The organism is Streptomyces bambusae (assembly GCF_019400985.1).
Taxonomy (GTDB): Bacteria; Actinomycetota; Actinomycetes; order Streptomycetales; family Streptomycetaceae; genus Streptomyces; species Streptomyces bambusae_A.
In genome coordinates, this window is sequence record NZ_WTFF01000004.1 from 24200 (window position 1) to 39598 (window position 15399).

Sequence of the window (15399 nt, forward strand, 5' to 3'; positions counted from 1 at the left end):
GAACCATGGACGACCGGACGAGGGGACCGGGGACCAACCCGCTCCGACGGAAGGCCGACCGCACCCGCAGCCGCCTGCGCGCCGCCTTCGCCGTGGCCTGCCTGATCGCCGTGATCTGCGGTGTCGCCGTCGCACGGGCGACCTGGACCACGAGCAGCCGCGCCGCCGAGGCGGTCGCGGGCCACCGGCACGTCGTGACGGCCACCACCGTCGGCGGAACCAGCTACCACGCCGGGGACCGGCCGAGCGAGCGGACCGTCACCGTCGCCCGCGCCACCTGGCGCTACCCCGCCGACCGCGCGCACACCCACACCGTCCCCGTCCCGGCGGACACCCGCAAGGGAGACCCGGTCCGGGTGTGGGTCGACGACCTCGGCAACCCCGCCGCCGCGCCGCCCGGCACGGCCGAACGCGCACTGGAGGCATTCGGCCTGGGCACGATGGCGGCCGGCGCGATCCTGCTCGTGTCCGGAGTCCTCGTCCGCGTGAGCCTCCGCATCGTCGACGTACGCAGCGCCCGCGCCTGGGAAGCCGAGTGGGAGGACGTGGAGCCCCGCTGGACCGGCCGGCTGCGCCCCGACCAGGGAGCGGACGATGGCTGACCGGGCCGGGGGCCCGGACCTCGCGCCGGACCTCGTACCGGATCCCCTTGAGCCCCTTCCCCTGCTCCGCCGCGAACTGCACACGGGCCCGCTGGGCCTGTCGAGCCGCGAGGCGGCACGCCGACTGGCGATCTACGGCCCGAACGAGGTACGCCGCACCGCGCAGCCGAGCGTCCTGCGGGAACTCCTGCGACAGCTGGTCCACCCCCTGGCCCTGCTGCTGTGGGCGGCAGCGGCCCTCGCCTTCGTCGCGGCCATCGAGGTGCTCGGCTGGGCGATCGTCGCGGTCGTCCTCGTCAACGCCGGCTTCGCCCTCGTCCAGGAACGGCAGGCCGAGAAGGCCGTCGAGACCCTGGCCCGCTACCTTCCCGCACAGGCCCAGGTGATCCGAGGCGGGCAGCCCCAGCACCTCCCGGCCCGTGACCTGGTCCCCGGCGACCTCATCGTCCTGGAGGAGGGCGACCGGATCCCCGCGGACGCCCGGCTGACCGAAGGCGGCATCGAAGCGGACCTGTCCATGCTGACGGGCGAGTCCACGCCCGTGGAGCGGCTTGCCGGACCCGGTGTGCCGGCGGCGGCGGTGCTGCAGGAGCCCAACCTCGTCTTCAGCGGCACCAGCGCCACCGAGGGACGGGCGCAGGCGATCGTCTTCGCCACCGGGGACCACACCGAGCTCGGCCGGATCGCCGCCCTCAGCCAGCGCACCCGCCGCGAGCCGAGCCCGTTGGAGAAGCAGGTCAAGAAGGTCGCCTGGCTCATCGCGGCGGTCGCCGTCGCGATGGGAGCGGTGTTCCTCGTGACCGGTGTGGCGGTGGGCCTGCCGGTGACCGACTCGCTGATGTTCGCGATCGGCCTGCTCGTCGCCAATGTCCCCGAGGGACTGCTCCCCACCATCACGCTCGCCCTCGCCGTCGGTGTGCGGGTCCTGGCCCGGCAGGGCGCGGTGATCAAGCGGCTGAGCGCCGTGGAGACGCTGGGTTCCACCAACGTCATCTGCACCGACAAGACCGGCACCCTCACGCGCAACGAGATGCGGCTGCACGGCTTCTGGACGCCCGAGCACCGCACGGAGGCCGGGCCCCGCAGCGCCGAGCTCATCCGCGCGGCGGCCCTGTGCACCACGGTGACCCTGGAGAGCGACGGCCGGCTGCACGGCGATCCGACCGAGCTCGCCCTGGCCGAGGGAGCCGCACAGCACGGCGTGCCGGTGGATCCGGCCGACCGGGACGCCGGCCGGCGTGCCTGCTTCCGCTTCGACCCCCGCCTGCGCCTGATGTCAGTGGTCCAGGCGACGGACCACGGCCGCCTCGGTGTCGTCGCCAAGGGCGCCCCGGAGGCCGTCCTGGCGCTGCTGACCGGCGGGGAGCCGGCCCGGCAGGCCCGGGACGCCGCCGAAGCGCTGGCCGCGCAGGGCATGAGGGTGCTGGCCGTCGCCGTACGGGACCTGCCGGCCGGCGCCGGTGTCCCCGTACGGCGCCAGCAGGCCGAGCGGGACCTGCACCTGCTCGGGCTCATCGGCCTCTACGATCCGCCGCGCCCGGAGGTCGCGGCCGCCGTCCGGCGCTGCCACGAGGCGGGCCTGACCGTGCACATCGTCACCGGGGACAGCGGGGCCACCGCCGCTTCGATCGCCCGGGCCGTCGGCATCGGAGTGCCGAAGCTGCGGGTGATCGCCCAGTCCGAGGCGGTCGACGACCACCATCTCGACCACCTCCTGCGGCTCGGCGACACCGAGATCATCTTCGCGCGCGCCTCGCCCGAGACGAAGCTGAAGGTGGCCGACGCCCTGCGGGTCCACGGGCAGATCGTCGCCATGACCGGCGACGGCGTGAACGACGCCCCGGCGCTCCACCGCGCCCACATCGGCGTGGCCATGGGGCGAACGGGCACCGACGTGGCCCGCGAGGCCTCGACGATGGTCCTGACCGACGACAACTTCGCCACCATCGTGACGGCGATCGAATCCGGCCGCCGGGTCTACGACAACGTCCGCAAGTTCATCGTCTACATCTTCGCCCACCTCACCCCCGAGGTCGTGCCCTTCGCCGTCTTCGCCCTCTCCGGCGGGGCCGTTCCGCTGCCGTTGACCGTGCTCCAGATCCTTGCCATCGACCTCGGCACCGAGACCCTCCCCGCCCTCGCGCTCGGCCGCGAGCGCGCCGAACCGGGCATCATGAACCGGCCGCCCCGCCCCAGCACCCAAGGCGTGATCAACAAGGACATGCTGATCCGCAGCTGGGGCTGGCTCGGCACCGTCTCCGCCGCCCTCGTCATGACCGCGTTCTTCTCCGTGCTGTGGCGCGCGGGATGGCACCCCGGCGACCCGACCGGCCCGGGCACCGCGCTCCACCAGGCCTACCTCACCGCGACCACCGCCACCTTCGCCGGCATCGTCACCTGCCAGGTCGGCACCGCGATCGCGGCACGCACCGACCACGCGGCCCTGCGGGACATCGGCTTCCTCACCAACCCCCTGCTGCTCGCCGGCATCGCTTTCGAACTCGCCTTCACCGCAGCGCTCGTCTACGCGCCCCCGCTCCAGCACCTGTTCGGCACCGCGGCCCTGCCGCTGGACGTCGTCCTCCTCGTCGCGGCCTTCCCGCCGCTGGTCTGGGGAACCGACGAGCTCCGCCGGTGGGCCCGCCGCCGACGCCACCGCCCCTGAGCCGGGCCGGGGCCGGGCGGGTCACCGGAGCCCGGGCGGTCACAGGAGCTCGCCGGTCACCGGAGCCCGGCGGTCACCGGATCTCGCCGGTCACCGGACCTCGCCGGTCACCGGATCTCCAGGACCTCCGTGACCGGCCGGCGCGGCGTCGGGGCTCCCTGGGGCCCGTAGCCGAGGCGGATGATCATCTGGACCTGGCCCATGGCCTCGGCCGGGTCCCGGGCCGTCCACCGCAGCTCGCGCCATTCCAGGGGCTGGGAGGTCATCGAGGCGGCGAGGCCGTCGGCGGTGGCCTGGAGCAGCACGCGTTCCAGGGCCTGGCCGGCGCGCAGCCAGTCGGCCCGGGTGTCGGCGGGGGTGCCGAGCAGGACCAGCTGCGGCCGCTTCTCGAACACGGCCCAGCCGCGGTCCGGCACCGGCCGGGTCCGGCCGAAGTCGCGTACGGAGGCGGACCCGGCGGAACCGCGCGGGCCGAACGCGGCGGCGGGAACGCCGTCGTCGCGCCTGCCGGTCGCGCCCGTCCAGGCCGCGGTCTCCTCCTGGTGCACCGGATCGATCTCCTCCCGGTGCTCCGCGTCACGCACCAGCCCGAGCACCGTCTCGACGTGCCAGTCGCCCGGGACCTCCAGCCGGCAGCCCTCCATGCGGGCCGCGGCCCGCAGTCCGTCCAGCAGCGCCTGCGGTACCGGCTCGTCGCTGAACGGGTAGCGGCTGGTGTGCCGGCGCGGGATGGCGTCGTGCAGCGCCGCCAGCTCGGGGTCGTCACCGCCGGGTCCGTCGACGGTCGCCGTGGCCAGCAGCCATGGTTCGGAGTCGTCGGGCAGCAGGTGCACGCGGACGGGGTGACCGTGCCAGGCCGCGGAGACGCGCAGGTTGAACAGCGCGGCGGCGCAACCGAGATGCAGTGCGCGGTGGTCCGGGTCGCTGCGCGTCATGGCGCGGTCCGGATCGCCGTGCAGTTCGATGACGTCGTCCGCCGATCGGAACACGAACTTCCACGGCTGGGCGTTGTGCATGGACGGAGCGCTCACGGCGTCGCCGACGATCCGGGCGATGACAGCGTGGTCCAGGTGTGGTGCGGTCACGGTACTGGTCCTGTCTGTGCGTCCTCAGTCGTGCGCCACGACGGCGACCGGGGAGATACGGGATTCGGTCGGGGCTCCTCCTCGGGTGGGACACCCGGCTGCTTCCAGTCTGCTGCCTGCCGGGTGCCCGGGTGGGACCGATCGGTCCTACCCGGGACCGTTCGGCGGAGCGCCGGTGAAGTCGGCCTTGACGTCCACGACGCCCGGGACGGTGCCGGCCGCGCGGACCACCACGTCCTCCAGCGAGGGATCCGGCAGGGCGCCGTGCAGGTGGGCGATCCCGTCGGCGACGTGGACGTGGATCTCGGCCGAGCCCGGCGGGACGAGCCGGTACATGATCAGTTCACGGATCTCGGCGCCGATGTCCGCGTCCGGGCGCAGGTACACCTTCAGCAGGTCCCCGCGGCTGACGACGCCGATCAGGCGGCCGTCGCCGTCGACCACGGGCAGGCGCTTGAGGCGGCGGCGGGCCATCAGACGCGCCGCGGCCGGGATGGCGGCGTCCTCGGTCACCGTGACGGCCGGGCGGGTCATCAGCTGCTCCGCGGTGGTCGCGCGGTCCGGGTCGGTGTCCTGTGAGTGGAGCAGCAGGTCGGCTTCGGAGACGACGCCGGCCACCCGGCCGTCCTCGGAGAGCACGGGAAGGGCGGTGACGTTCCACATCCGCATCGTTTCCACGATGGCCTTGAACGCGGTGCTGTTGTCGACGGAGATCGCCGCGTGGGTCATGACGTCACCGACCGTGCGCAGGTGCTTCATGGCCTTTCCTCTGCGAATTCCCCCTGTGAACCTTCGTGCGGTGGACCGGGCGTCACCACGGCATCGCGTGACGCGCGTGCCCGGCGTCCGAGAACGCCGCGTCGTCGTTGCGGGCCGTGACGTGCGAGGCGACGGCCACCACTCCGTCGAGCCGTTCGACGACGGCATGCAGGACACGCAGCTGACTCCGGTGCTGCACCATGCCGTCCATGGTGACGATGCCGTCCACGACGTGCACCTCGACGTCGCCGGCCGGTACGCCCACGACGACCGTGAGGATGTCCTGTACGCGCTGGCGTATCTCCGAGTCCGGACGCAGGAACATGCGGAGCAGGTCCCGGCGGGTGACGATGCCGACGAGCCGGTCCTCCACGTCCACGACGGGAAGCCGCTCGATGCTGCGGCGCGTCATCAGCCGGGCGGCGTCGGCCGCCGTGTCCTCGGCATGGACGGTGACGGCGGGCGCGGACATGATGTCCCCCGCCGCGGGAGGCGGCTCCGGCGCACCGTGCTGCAGATCGGAGCGGGCGAGCGCGGCCGGGTGGGCCAGCAGGTCGGTCTGGGAGACGACACCCACGACGCGGTCCTCGTCGTCCAGAACGGGGACCCCGGAGATGTCGTGCTGGGCGAGGAGCTTCGCGACGTCCTTGAAAGCGGTGTCGGGGGCCACCGTGACGACCTCGTCGGTCATCAGGTCCGCCACCTTGATGTGCTTCATGAGGCCCTCCTGCTGCTCCGGGTCGTGGGAGGCCGGTGTCCGGTGGGTGTGCCACTCACCCTCCGCCGGAACAGAGTGGGGAGACGAGGGCCGAACGGTCCCGTCCCGGGACCGGAAGGACCACCCGGCCCCGGCGGCACGGGGCCGGGGCCGCGACGGGGACCTTTGGTCCCCGGCAGCGGCCCCGGGCGGCCCTCACCCCCCCGCCGCCGCGGGTGTGAGCGTGGGGGGTGTCCCCAGTCGGCCCCTCGGTCGGGAGTAACCGTGGAAAGCACCATTCGTACCCCGGACACCAGCTCGGTCACCGTAGGCGTGGACGGCTCGGAACCGGCGCGCCGCGCTGCCCTGTGGGCCGCCGGGGAGGCCGTACGCCGAGGCCGCCCCCTGCACATCGTCCACGCCGCCGACACGGACGGCCGGGCGCTGTACGTGGCGGCGGAGACCATCGAGAGGGTCCGTGCCGCCGGCCGCGAGATCCTGGACGACACGGCGAAGGCCGTGGCCGACCGGTACCCCGGCCTGCAGGTGACCACCGAGCTCAGCCGCACCGACGCCGTCACCAGCCTGCACCGGGCCGGCGGCCTGCACGGCACGCTCGTCGTCGGCAGCCGCGGCCTGGGCGGCTTCAACTCGCTCATGCTCGGCTCCGTCGGCCTCGACACGGCAGCCGGTGCCAAGGTCCCCGTCGTCGTGGTCCGCGACGTCGACGAGACGGAGGAGCGGGGCACCGTCCTCGCCGCCGTCCGCGACGAGCACGACCTCGTGTGCGCACGGTACGCCGCCCGCGAGGCCGAGCTGCGCAAGGCGTCCCTACGGCTGCTGCACGTGTGGCACATCATCCAGTCCGTCGGCACCGTGGTGACCATGCTCGACGACGTCGACGCGATCGCCGGGGCGCACTCCGCGGCCCTGCAGGCCGTCACGGACGCCATCCGCGACGAGTTCCCCGACCTGACCGTCGAGAGCGACGCGGAGAAGAGCGCCTCCGTCGCCGGAGTGCTCGTCGAGGCGTCCCGCCACGCCGACCTGCTCGTCATGGGCGGCCGCAGGGCCCCCACCCCGCTCGGACTCGGCCGCAACCTGGGCAGGGCCACGCACAGCGTGCTGCACCACGCCCGCTGCCCCGTGCTCCTCATCCCCCGCGCGGGTGACAACGCCGGGAGCCGGTCATGACCGGCCGCGGGCAAGGCGCTCGTGACGTCGTCGTGGGCATCGACCCCGCCCGGGAATGGCACCTCCCGTTGGCCTGGGCCGCCGACGAGGCCCACCGGCGCCGGCTCCCGCTGCGCCTGGTGCTCGCCGTGCCACCCCAGCACGACACCCGCCACGCCCACGACACCGCGGGGCGGACGGCCCTGCGCCAGGCCGGCTCCGAGAGGCTCGAACAGGCCCGGGAATGGGTCCGTGAACGGCACCCGGAGCTGGCCGTGTCCGCCGATCTGCCGGACGGCTTCCCGACACCCGTCATCACCGGGGCGGCCCGGCACGCCCGCATGGTCGTGCTCGGCTCCCGCCGCCTCGGCCGCGTCGCGGAAGTGCTCAGTGCCGGATCGACCGTGGTCCCGGTGGCCGCCAAGGCCCCGTGCCCGGTCGTCGTCGTGGGCGACGCCCCGCACACCACCCAGCAGCCGCCGTACGTCGTCGCCGGGATCGACGGCAGCGCCGCCTCGGCCGCAGCGCTCCGGTTCGCCCTCGACGAAGCCGATCTGTGCGGCGCGACCGTCCGGGCCGTCTCCGTGTGGCAGCCGCCGGTCTTCCTGCTGCACGACGAGGAAGCGGCCATCCAGGCCCAGCGAGCCCTGCTGGCCGAGACCACCGCGGGGCTGTCGGAGAAGTACCCGGACGTACGCCTCACCCACGAGGTCCTGACCGGCCACCCGGTGGAGGAACTGGCCCGGGCCGCCGAGCACGCCCTGGCCGTCGTCGTGGGGCGTCGCGGCCGGGGCGGCTACTCCGGCATGCGCCTGGGATCCACGGTGCACGGTCTGCTGCACCGGGCGCACTGCCCGGTGATCACCATCCCGGAGGTTTGAGACCGACATGACCGGTCGGACCGACACACAGCCCGTACGGGCCCAGGACCACCCGGGGCTGACCCAGGCCGAAGCCGAACGCCGGCTGGTCCGCCACGGCCGCAACGAGGTGGCACCGCCCCCGCCGACGCCGCTGTACCGCCGCGTGCTGGCACAGCTGCGCGATCCGCTGATCATGGTGCTGCTGGGCGCCGCAGTGCTGACCGTCGCGATCGGGGACCACTCGGACGCCGTCGTCATCGCACTGGTGATCGTCGTCAACACCACGGTCGGGGTGGCCCAGGAGGTCCGGGCCGACCGCGCCGTCGCCGCGCTCTCCGCCCTCTCGGCCCCGCACGCCCGGGTGCTGCGCGACGGAGCCGCCCACGAGATCGCGGCGGCGCTCGTGGTCCCGGGGGACACCCTGCTGCTGGGCGAGGGCGACATCGTGGCCGCGGACGCCGAGCTCACCGAGGCGTCCGCGCTCCTGATGGACGAATCCATGCTCACCGGCGAGTCCGAGCCCGTGGACAAGGCCCCGGGCCGGCCGGTGAGCGCCGGCACCGTCGTCGTGCGCGGCCGGGGCACGGCCACCGCCACGGCCACCGGCTCGGCGAGCGCCCTCGGACGCATCGCCGCACTGCTCGACGCCGGCCACGACCCGACTCCGCTCCAGCGCCGGCTCGCCTCCCTCGGGCGCGTCCTGGCCGTCGCCACCATCGCCCTGTGCGTGCTGGTCTTCACCCTGGGCCTGCTGCGCGGCCTGGCGCCGGGCACGATGGCCGTGACGGCCATCAGCCTGGCCGTCGCGGCGGTGCCCGAGTCCCTTCCTGCCGTGGTCACCCTCGCCCTCGCCCTCGGCGCCCGCAGGATGGCGGCGCGGGGCGCGCTCGTCCGCCGCCTGCCGGCCGTGGAGACCCTGGGCTCGGTGAGCGTGCTGGCCACGGACAAGACCGGCACCCTCACCGAGGGCCGCATGGTCGTCCAGCACGTCTGGACGCCCTCCGGCGGCGCCGACGTGTCGGGCAGCGGTTACGAGCCGCACGGGGAGCTGACGCGCGCGGGGCGCGCGCTGACCCCCGAGGAGCTCCGCCCGCTGCGGGAACTGCTCACCACGGCGGCCCTGTGCAACGACGCGAGCCTCAAGCCGCCGGCGCCCGGATCGGCGCCCCGGTCCGGATCGGCGACCGGGCCCGGATCGGCGCCCCGGCCCGGATCGGCGCCCGGGCCCGGATCGGCGACCAGGCCCGGATCGGCCGCCTGGAGCGCCGTGGGCGATCCCATGGAGGCCGCCCTGCTGTCAGCCGCCGCCAAGGCAGGCTGCCCGACCCCGGCCGAGCTGCGCCAGGCCCGTCCCAGGATCGCGGAAGCCCCCTTCGACAGCCTGCGCAAGCGGATGACCACGCTGCACCGCCTGCCCGACGGAAACGTGCTGGTCTGCCTCAAGGGGGCTCCTGAGGCCGTCCTCACCCCCCTCGTGCTCACCGACCCGCCCGAACGGCTGACCGAAGCCCGCGAGCAGGCCGCAGCGCTGGCCGCCCACGGATACCGCGTCCTGGCCGTGGCGGGCACCGAGCGGCAACAGTGGCACCTGCCGGCCGCCGAAGCCGAGCAGGGACTGCGCCTCCTCGGGCTGATCGCCATCAGCGACCCGCCGAAGGCGGCTGCCGCCGCGACCCTGGCGGCCTGCCGGGACGCGGGCATCACCTCCGTCCTGATCACCGGCGACCACCCCGCGACGGCACGCGCGATCGCCGAGCGCACCGGCCTGGTCCAGGACGGGGAGCCCGGCGAGGTCCTCACCGGCCCCGAGCTGGCCGCCTCGCCGGACACCGACCTGACCGGCGTACGGGTCTTCGCCCGCACCGACCCGCAGCAGAAACTGGACATCGTCCACGCCTGGCGGGCCCGCGGCGCCGTCACCGCCATGACCGGCGACGGTGTCAACGACGGCCCCGCCCTCCGCCAGGCCGACATCGGCGTCGCCATGGGAGCGCGGGGCACCGAGGTGGCCCGCCAGGCCGCCGACCTCGTCCTCACCGACGACGAGCTCTCCACCGTGGTCACGGCCGTCGAGGAAGGCCGCCGCGTCTACGACAACATCCGGCGCTTCCTCGTCTACGCCATGGCCGGCGGAGCCGCCGAGATCCTCGTGATGCTGATCGGCCCGCTGCTCGGCCTGGCCCTGCCGCTGCGCGCGGGGCAGATCCTGTGGATCAACCTCCTCACCCACGGCATGACCGGTGTGGCCATGGGCGCGGAGCCCGTCTCACCGGAGGCCATGCGGCGCCCGCCCCGGCCGCCCGGCCAGCACATCCTCGCCGCAGGCGTGTGGCAGCGCCTGATCGTCCTGGCCTCAGCCGTGACGGCCGTCAGTCTGCTGGCCGGCGTCGCCGCCCGCGCCATGGACCTGCCCTGGCAGAGCGTGCTCTTCCTGGCCCTCCTCGCGGCCCAGCTGGGCGTGGCCCTCGGCCTGCGGGCCCGCCTGCTGACCAGGGCCAACCTCTTCCTGCCGGCCTCCGTGGCCGGATCCGCCGTCCTGGCGATGGCAGCCCTGCACGTCCCCGCCCTGCAGTCGCTGCTGGACACCGAACCCGTGGGCCGGACCGGCCTCTGGCTCGCTGCCGCCGCCGCTCTCGCAGCCTTCGTAACCGCCCGGCTTCTGCGGGGCGCCTTCCGTGGAAAGGCACGGCCATGAACACGTACGCACCGCAACACGGAACCGGGATCCACGCCGAGGTGGGCGACCAGATCGTCGTGGGCGGCCCCACCGTCGGCAAGCCGGGCCGGGACGGGGAGGTCGTCGCCCTGCACCACGCGGACGGCACACCGCCGTACGACGTGCGCTGGTCCGACACCGGCCGTACCACCGTGTTCTTCCCGGGGCCGGACGCCCATGTCCGGCACCTGCACGAAGGGACGGCGGGCCCGGCCGACGGGGGCGGCCGCAGGGGGCAGTAGCTGCCGGCTGAACGGGCTGAACGGGAAGCCCCCTGCGGCCGGGGCTACGGTGGACACCTGGTCACGTGGTCCTGTCAGCGTTGCCGCCGGCCGGACGTGGGACATGAGCGCAGGCGGTCAGCCTGCCGCGAGCGGCGTCTCCCCGGGCGGTGCGGCACACGCCTCCAGCGAGGCCCGGAGGTGTCATGCGGAAGCACGGACGGATCGTCGCGGTCCCGCCCGCCTTCCGGGGCTACCGGCGCGCCTTGCTGCGCGGTGACGTCCTGGCGGGGATCACGGTCGCCGCCTACCTCGTCCCGCAGGTCATGGCCTATGCGGGGGTGGCCGGCCTGCCCCCGGTCGTCGGCCTGTGGGCGGTCCTGCCGGCCATGGTGCTCTACGCCCTGAGCGGCTCGTCCCGGCTGCTGTCGGTCGGCCCGGAGTCGACCACCGCCCTGATGACCGCCGTGGCCGTGGGCCCGCTCGCGGCCGGAGACCCCGCACGGTACGCGGGCATCGCCGCTGCCCTCGCCGTCGTCGTGGGCCTGCTCTGCCTGGTCGCGTGGGCCGTCCGGCTCGGCTTCCTCGCCGACCTGTTCTCCCGGCCCGTCCTCGTCGGCTACCTGGCCGGAGTCGCCGCCCTCATGATCGTGGACCAGCTGCCCCGGCTCACCGGGACCGACAGCGGCGGATCGGGGTTCGTCCCCCAGCTGCTCACCTTCCTCCGCCGGCTGCCCGACGTGGAGGCCCCCACGGCCGCTCTGTCCGCCGGCTGCCTCGTCCTGCTGTTCACCCTGCCCCTGGTGCGGCCCGCCCTGCCCGGCCCCCTCGTGGTCCTCGTGCTCGCCACGGCGGCGGTGGCGGCGTTCGGGCTCGACGGGGGCCCGGGCATCGACGTGATCGGCGCCGTACCGACCGGCCTGCCGGGCTTCGCCCTGCCCCGTCCGGCCGACCTCGCCCACCTGGTCCTGCCGGCCCTCGGTGTCCTCCTCGTGGGCTACACCGACGTCGTCCTGACCGCCCGTGCGTTCGCCCGGCGCGACGACCCGTACCCGCTGGACGCGAACCGGGAACTGCTGGCCCTCGGTGCGGCCAACCTCGGCGCCGGGCTCCTCCAGGGCTTCCCGGTCAGCAGCAGCGCCAGCCGAACCGCCCTCGCCGACTCGGCCGGAGCCCGTACGCAGGGCTACTCCCTCGTCGGCGCCGGGTGCGTGGCCGCCGTCCTGCTCCTCCTCGGCCCGCTGCTCGCCCACACCCCCACCGCGGCCCTCGGCGCGATCGTCGTCTACGCGGCGGTCCGCCTGGTGGAGGTGGGCGAGTTCCGCCGCCTCGCGCACTTCCGGCGCCGCGAGCTCCTGCTGGCCCTGTGCTGCACCGCCGGTGTCCTCGCCCTCGGCATCCTCTACGGCGTCCTGGTCGCGGTGGCCCTGTCCGTCTTCGAAGTCCTCGCCAGGGTCGCCCGACCGCACGACGCGGTCCTCGGCACCGTCGCCGGCCTGGCCGGCATGCACGACGTCGACGACTACCCGCAGGCGCGGACCATTCCCGGCCTGGTGGTCTACCGCTACGACTCCCCGCTGTTCTTCGCCAACGCCGAGGACTTCCGCCGCCGCGCACTTGCGGCCGTCGACGCACAGACCGACCCGGTCCACTGGTTCGTCCTGAACACCGAGGCCAACGTCGAGGTCGACATCACCGCCCTCGACGCCGTCGAGGCCCTGCGCGCCGAACTCGCCCGGCGGGGCATCGTGTTCGCCTTCGCCCGCGTCAAGCAGGACCTCCGCGAACCCCTCGACGCGTACGGGCTGACGGCAGCCGTCGGCCCGGACCACGTCTATCCCACCCTGCCCACCGCCGTCGCGGCCTACCGCGCCTGGCAGCGCACCACAGGAGGAACCGACCCAGGAGGAACCGACCCGACCGGCACGTAGGGGAGAGGGGGCCGAACGGACCCGGCGCTGCCCCGACAGGCCCAAGCGGGCCGGGAGGCGGCAGGACGACAGTGGTGACAGAAGTCCACGCAGTGCGCCGTCGCACGGCGCCGTCAGACCTCCTGGAGCACCCATGTCAGGCACGCATATGGAGCGCGGCGTCGAGGCCGCGTACGAGGACGGCATCCTCACGGTCCGCGTACCGATGGAGACCGAACCCCCCGCAGGCCGCCGCAGCATCCCCGTCACGCGCCGCCGGACCCCGGAGACGGGGGAGCGGTCATGACCGCCAAGCGGGTGCTGGTCGCCTACGGCAGCAAGCACGGCGCGACGGCCGGGATCGCGGCGGAGATCGGCAAGACCCTCCGCGAGGACGGGCTCGACGCTGTCGTGCTGCCCGCCGACGACGTCGACGACGTACGCGGTTTTGACGCCGTCGTCCTCGGCGGGTCCCTCTACGCCGGCCGCTGGAGCGCCAAGGCCCTGCACTGCGCGGAACGCAACGAGCACTATCTCAGGCACCGGCCCGTCTGGCTGTTCAGCAGCGGCCCGGTCGACAGCTCCGCGGAGCAGCACGAGATCCCGCCGGTGCCGGCCGTGGCCCGGCAGATGGAACGGCTGGGGGCCCGCGAGCACATCACCTTCGGCGGCAGCCTCACCGAGAGCACACCGGGACTCATCGCCAAGGCACTGGTCCGCCACGGCAAGGGCGGCGACTTCCGCAACCCGGAGCGGATCCACACCTGGGCCCACCACATCAGCAGCGAACTCGCGGCGGCTGCCTGAGCGGCGCGGTACCGCGGAGCGCGAGGGCTCATACGTGCGGGGGCCATACGTGCGGGGGCCATGCGCGCGGGCTCAGGCGCGGGGGCCGATCTCGTCACGGGGTCCGGGAGGCTCCTCCAGGACGCTCCAGGCGATCGGGCCCAGCAGGTCCGCCACCCGCCGGAAGACGTCCATCAGGAGGTCGTCCACCGTCAGCATGCCCACGACACGCGGTCCGTCGAGGACCGGAAGACGCCGGACGGCGCTGCCGCGGAAGATCCGGTACGCGGCGTGGATGTCGTCGGCCACGTCGATGGTGACGGCCGGGGAGGTCATGACCTCCCGTACCGGATCGTCGGGGTCGAGGCCCGCGGCCACTGCGCGTACCGTGATGTCGCGGTCGGTGACGACGCCGCACAGGGCTTCGCCCTCCGTCACGACGAGGCAGCCGACTCCGTACACGTCCATCTGCCGGGCCGCCTCACCGATGGTCGTCGAGGAGGTGACGGACACTGCGGGCACGGACATGGATGCGGACACGTTCATGGTCCAGCTCCTTCCCACCGGCTCCGTGATGTTCACCGTAGGCCCGGACACCGGACCGGGCGAGGGCCGGGCGGACCCCCGTGGAGGTACCGCACGGCCCCTGGGCGGCACCGCGCCTGGCCTGCGAGAATGGCAGGCAGACAGCGACCACCACTCCTGTTGCCGAGGTGATCTCACATGGCATCCACAACCTGGACCACCACCGGGGTGTTCACGGGCCCCGGCGGGGTGCTCACCGGCGAAGCCGGCACCCTCACCGGGGAACTGACGGTGCGCACCACGTGGGAGCAGGAGCAGGCACACGTCGCCGTACAGTACGTCGGCGCGTCCGAGTGGTACACCCTGGCCGGCAGCCCCGTGTCCTGCCCGTCTCCCGAAGCCGGCCGCTCGGTGCACCAGAGCGCGGTGGACGCGGTGCGCACCGGCGGGTCGGCTCCCTTCGCCCCCTGGCCGATCACCTCGGCGGTTCCCCGGGGCACGACCACCGCGTAGGCCTACGCGGTGGTCGGGACGGCCCCGTCGAGTTCCATCCGGACGTCGACGACCCCCTCGACCGCGCGGATGGCGCGCGCCAGGAGGGGAACCACGGCGCGGTCGTGCAGCGGTCCCCGGAGGGTGACGACACCGTCCTGGACGGAGAAGTCCAGGGACATGCCCGGCGTGAGTTCGTACAGCACGGCTTGGCGGATCTCCTCCGCCAGCTCCTCGTCCGGCCGCAGGAACACCTTCAGCAGGTCACTGCGACTGACGACGCCTTCCAGCATGCCGACGTCGTTCACCACCGGCAGGCGCTTGACGTGCTTGCGGGCCATGATGCGGGCCGCCTCGGCAATGGTGGCGCCCGGGTGGACGGTGACCGCCGGGCTCGACATCAGGTCCTCGGCGAGCACGCCGCCGGCCTTGGAAGCCTCCTCCAGCTGTTCCGGCAGGCGGGGCTCCTCGCGGCGGAACTCCTCCTTGGGCAGCAGGTCGGCCTCGGAGACGACGCCGACGACGCGGCCCTCACCCTCCAGGACGGGGACCGCGCTCACCTTCCATTCATGCATCAGTTCGACGATCTCCTTGTACGACGCCTCACGGCCGATGGCGATGGCGGTGTGCGTCATGACGTCACTGACGGTGTAGCGGGATACGGGCATGACCGGCTCCTTCGCCGTATTCGGTCGTGGACCTGCCGCCGCTCCGGTGTGGTCGCAGCTCGGGTCGACCCCCTTCTTCCAGTCGAACCCTTCTCTTCCATCTGAGCACCCGAGCGGGTGCCTGCGCAGGGCCCTGTGGGCCAGCGCAGAGGGCCCGAGTGGCCCGGGGCGGCAGACAGGGACCGCCTGGCCCCGGAAGGGGCCGTTCGGCCCCGCTCGTGCCTCTGCCCGCGGTGT

The 15399-nt window shown here is 74.0% G+C and carries 15 protein-coding genes; 10 read left to right on the plus strand and 5 right to left on the minus strand.

Going from position 1 to position 15399, the window contains the following annotated elements; genetic code table 11:
• The first annotated feature begins 5 nt into the window (after positions 1-5).
• Positions 6-602, plus strand: coding sequence for an Rv1733c family protein (locus tag GPJ59_RS01185; RefSeq protein ID WP_219664289.1), 597 nt, complete (start codon positions 6-8; stop codon positions 600-602).
• The gene (locus GPJ59_RS01190) at positions 595-3267 is read left to right on the plus strand and encodes a cation-translocating P-type ATPase (protein WP_219664292.1); all 2673 of its coding nucleotides are present in this window, start codon (positions 595-597) and stop codon (positions 3265-3267) included. Before GPJ59_RS01185 ends, GPJ59_RS01190 begins: the two co-directional genes overlap by 8 nt.
• Positions 3268-3374: 107 nt before the next feature.
• Here GPJ59_RS01190 and GPJ59_RS01195 read toward each other — a convergent pair whose 3' ends face one another.
• From GPJ59_RS01195 to GPJ59_RS01205, 3 genes are all read right to left on the minus strand, one after another.
• Complete coding sequence (locus GPJ59_RS01195) at positions 3375-4352, minus strand: Acg family FMN-binding oxidoreductase (RefSeq protein ID WP_308120064.1); 978 nt, start codon at positions 4350-4352, stop codon at positions 3375-3377.
• A 147-nt stretch (positions 4353-4499) separates the two neighbouring features.
• Positions 4500-5111 carry a CBS domain-containing protein gene (locus tag GPJ59_RS01200; RefSeq protein ID WP_219664294.1) on the minus strand — a complete coding sequence of 204 codons (612 nt, stop codon included), beginning with the start codon at positions 5109-5111 and terminating at the stop codon, positions 4500-4502.
• Between the two features lie 52 nt (positions 5112-5163).
• On the minus strand, positions 5164-5829 hold the full coding sequence (locus GPJ59_RS01205; RefSeq protein ID WP_219664296.1) for a CBS domain-containing protein: 666 nt from the start codon (positions 5827-5829) through the stop codon (positions 5164-5166).
• A 264-nt stretch (positions 5830-6093) separates the two neighbouring features.
• On the opposite strand from GPJ59_RS01205, the gene GPJ59_RS01210 reads away from it, so the two are divergent.
• The 7 genes from GPJ59_RS01210 to GPJ59_RS01240 all read left to right on the plus strand — a co-directional run bounded on the left by GPJ59_RS01210 (position 6094) and on the right by GPJ59_RS01240 (position 13498).
• The gene (locus GPJ59_RS01210; RefSeq protein ID WP_219664298.1) at positions 6094-7002 is read left to right on the plus strand and encodes a universal stress protein; all 909 of its coding nucleotides are present in this window, start codon (positions 6094-6096) and stop codon (positions 7000-7002) included.
• Positions 6999-7862: a universal stress protein gene (locus GPJ59_RS01215; RefSeq protein ID WP_219664300.1), complete on the plus strand. Its 864-nt coding sequence runs from the start codon at positions 6999-7001 to the stop codon at positions 7860-7862. The genes GPJ59_RS01210 and GPJ59_RS01215 overlap by 4 nt, the downstream gene beginning before the upstream one ends.
• Positions 7863-7869: 7 nt before the next feature.
• A complete protein-coding gene (locus tag GPJ59_RS01220; RefSeq protein ID WP_219664302.1) occupies positions 7870-10539 on the plus strand; it encodes a cation-translocating P-type ATPase in 2670 nt (889 codons plus the stop codon).
• Positions 10536-10802: a DUF1918 domain-containing protein gene (locus GPJ59_RS01225; protein ID WP_374200761.1), complete on the plus strand. Its 267-nt coding sequence runs from the start codon at positions 10536-10538 to the stop codon at positions 10800-10802. The genes GPJ59_RS01220 and GPJ59_RS01225 overlap by 4 nt, the downstream gene beginning before the upstream one ends.
• Positions 10803-10987: 185 nt before the next feature.
• Positions 10988-12712, plus strand: a complete 1725-nt coding sequence (locus GPJ59_RS01230; RefSeq protein ID WP_219664303.1) for a SulP family inorganic anion transporter — start codon at positions 10988-10990, stop codon at positions 12710-12712.
• A gap of 133 nt (positions 12713-12845) precedes the next feature.
• Complete coding sequence (locus tag GPJ59_RS01235) at positions 12846-12998, plus strand: hypothetical protein (protein ID WP_219664305.1); 153 nt, start codon at positions 12846-12848, stop codon at positions 12996-12998.
• Entirely contained in the window at positions 12995-13498 is a 504-nt protein-coding gene (locus GPJ59_RS01240) for a flavodoxin domain-containing protein (protein WP_219664308.1), read from the plus strand. Before GPJ59_RS01235 ends, GPJ59_RS01240 begins: the two co-directional genes overlap by 4 nt.
• Positions 13499-13570: 72 nt before the next feature.
• On the opposite strand, the gene GPJ59_RS01245 is transcribed toward GPJ59_RS01240, so the two are convergent.
• Positions 13571-14023: a CBS domain-containing protein gene (locus GPJ59_RS01245; protein WP_219664310.1), complete on the minus strand. Its 453-nt coding sequence runs from the start codon at positions 14021-14023 to the stop codon at positions 13571-13573.
• Between the two features lie 177 nt (positions 14024-14200).
• Between GPJ59_RS01245 and GPJ59_RS01250 the strand changes: the two genes are divergently transcribed.
• Positions 14201-14515: a hypothetical protein gene (locus tag GPJ59_RS01250; protein ID WP_219664313.1), complete on the plus strand. Its 315-nt coding sequence runs from the start codon at positions 14201-14203 to the stop codon at positions 14513-14515.
• Between the two features lie 2 nt (positions 14516-14517).
• On the opposite strand, the gene GPJ59_RS01255 is transcribed toward GPJ59_RS01250, so the two are convergent.
• Positions 14518-15162, minus strand: coding sequence for a CBS domain-containing protein (locus GPJ59_RS01255; RefSeq protein WP_219664315.1), 645 nt, complete (start codon positions 15160-15162; stop codon positions 14518-14520).
• Positions 15163-15399: the final 237 nt, after the last annotated feature.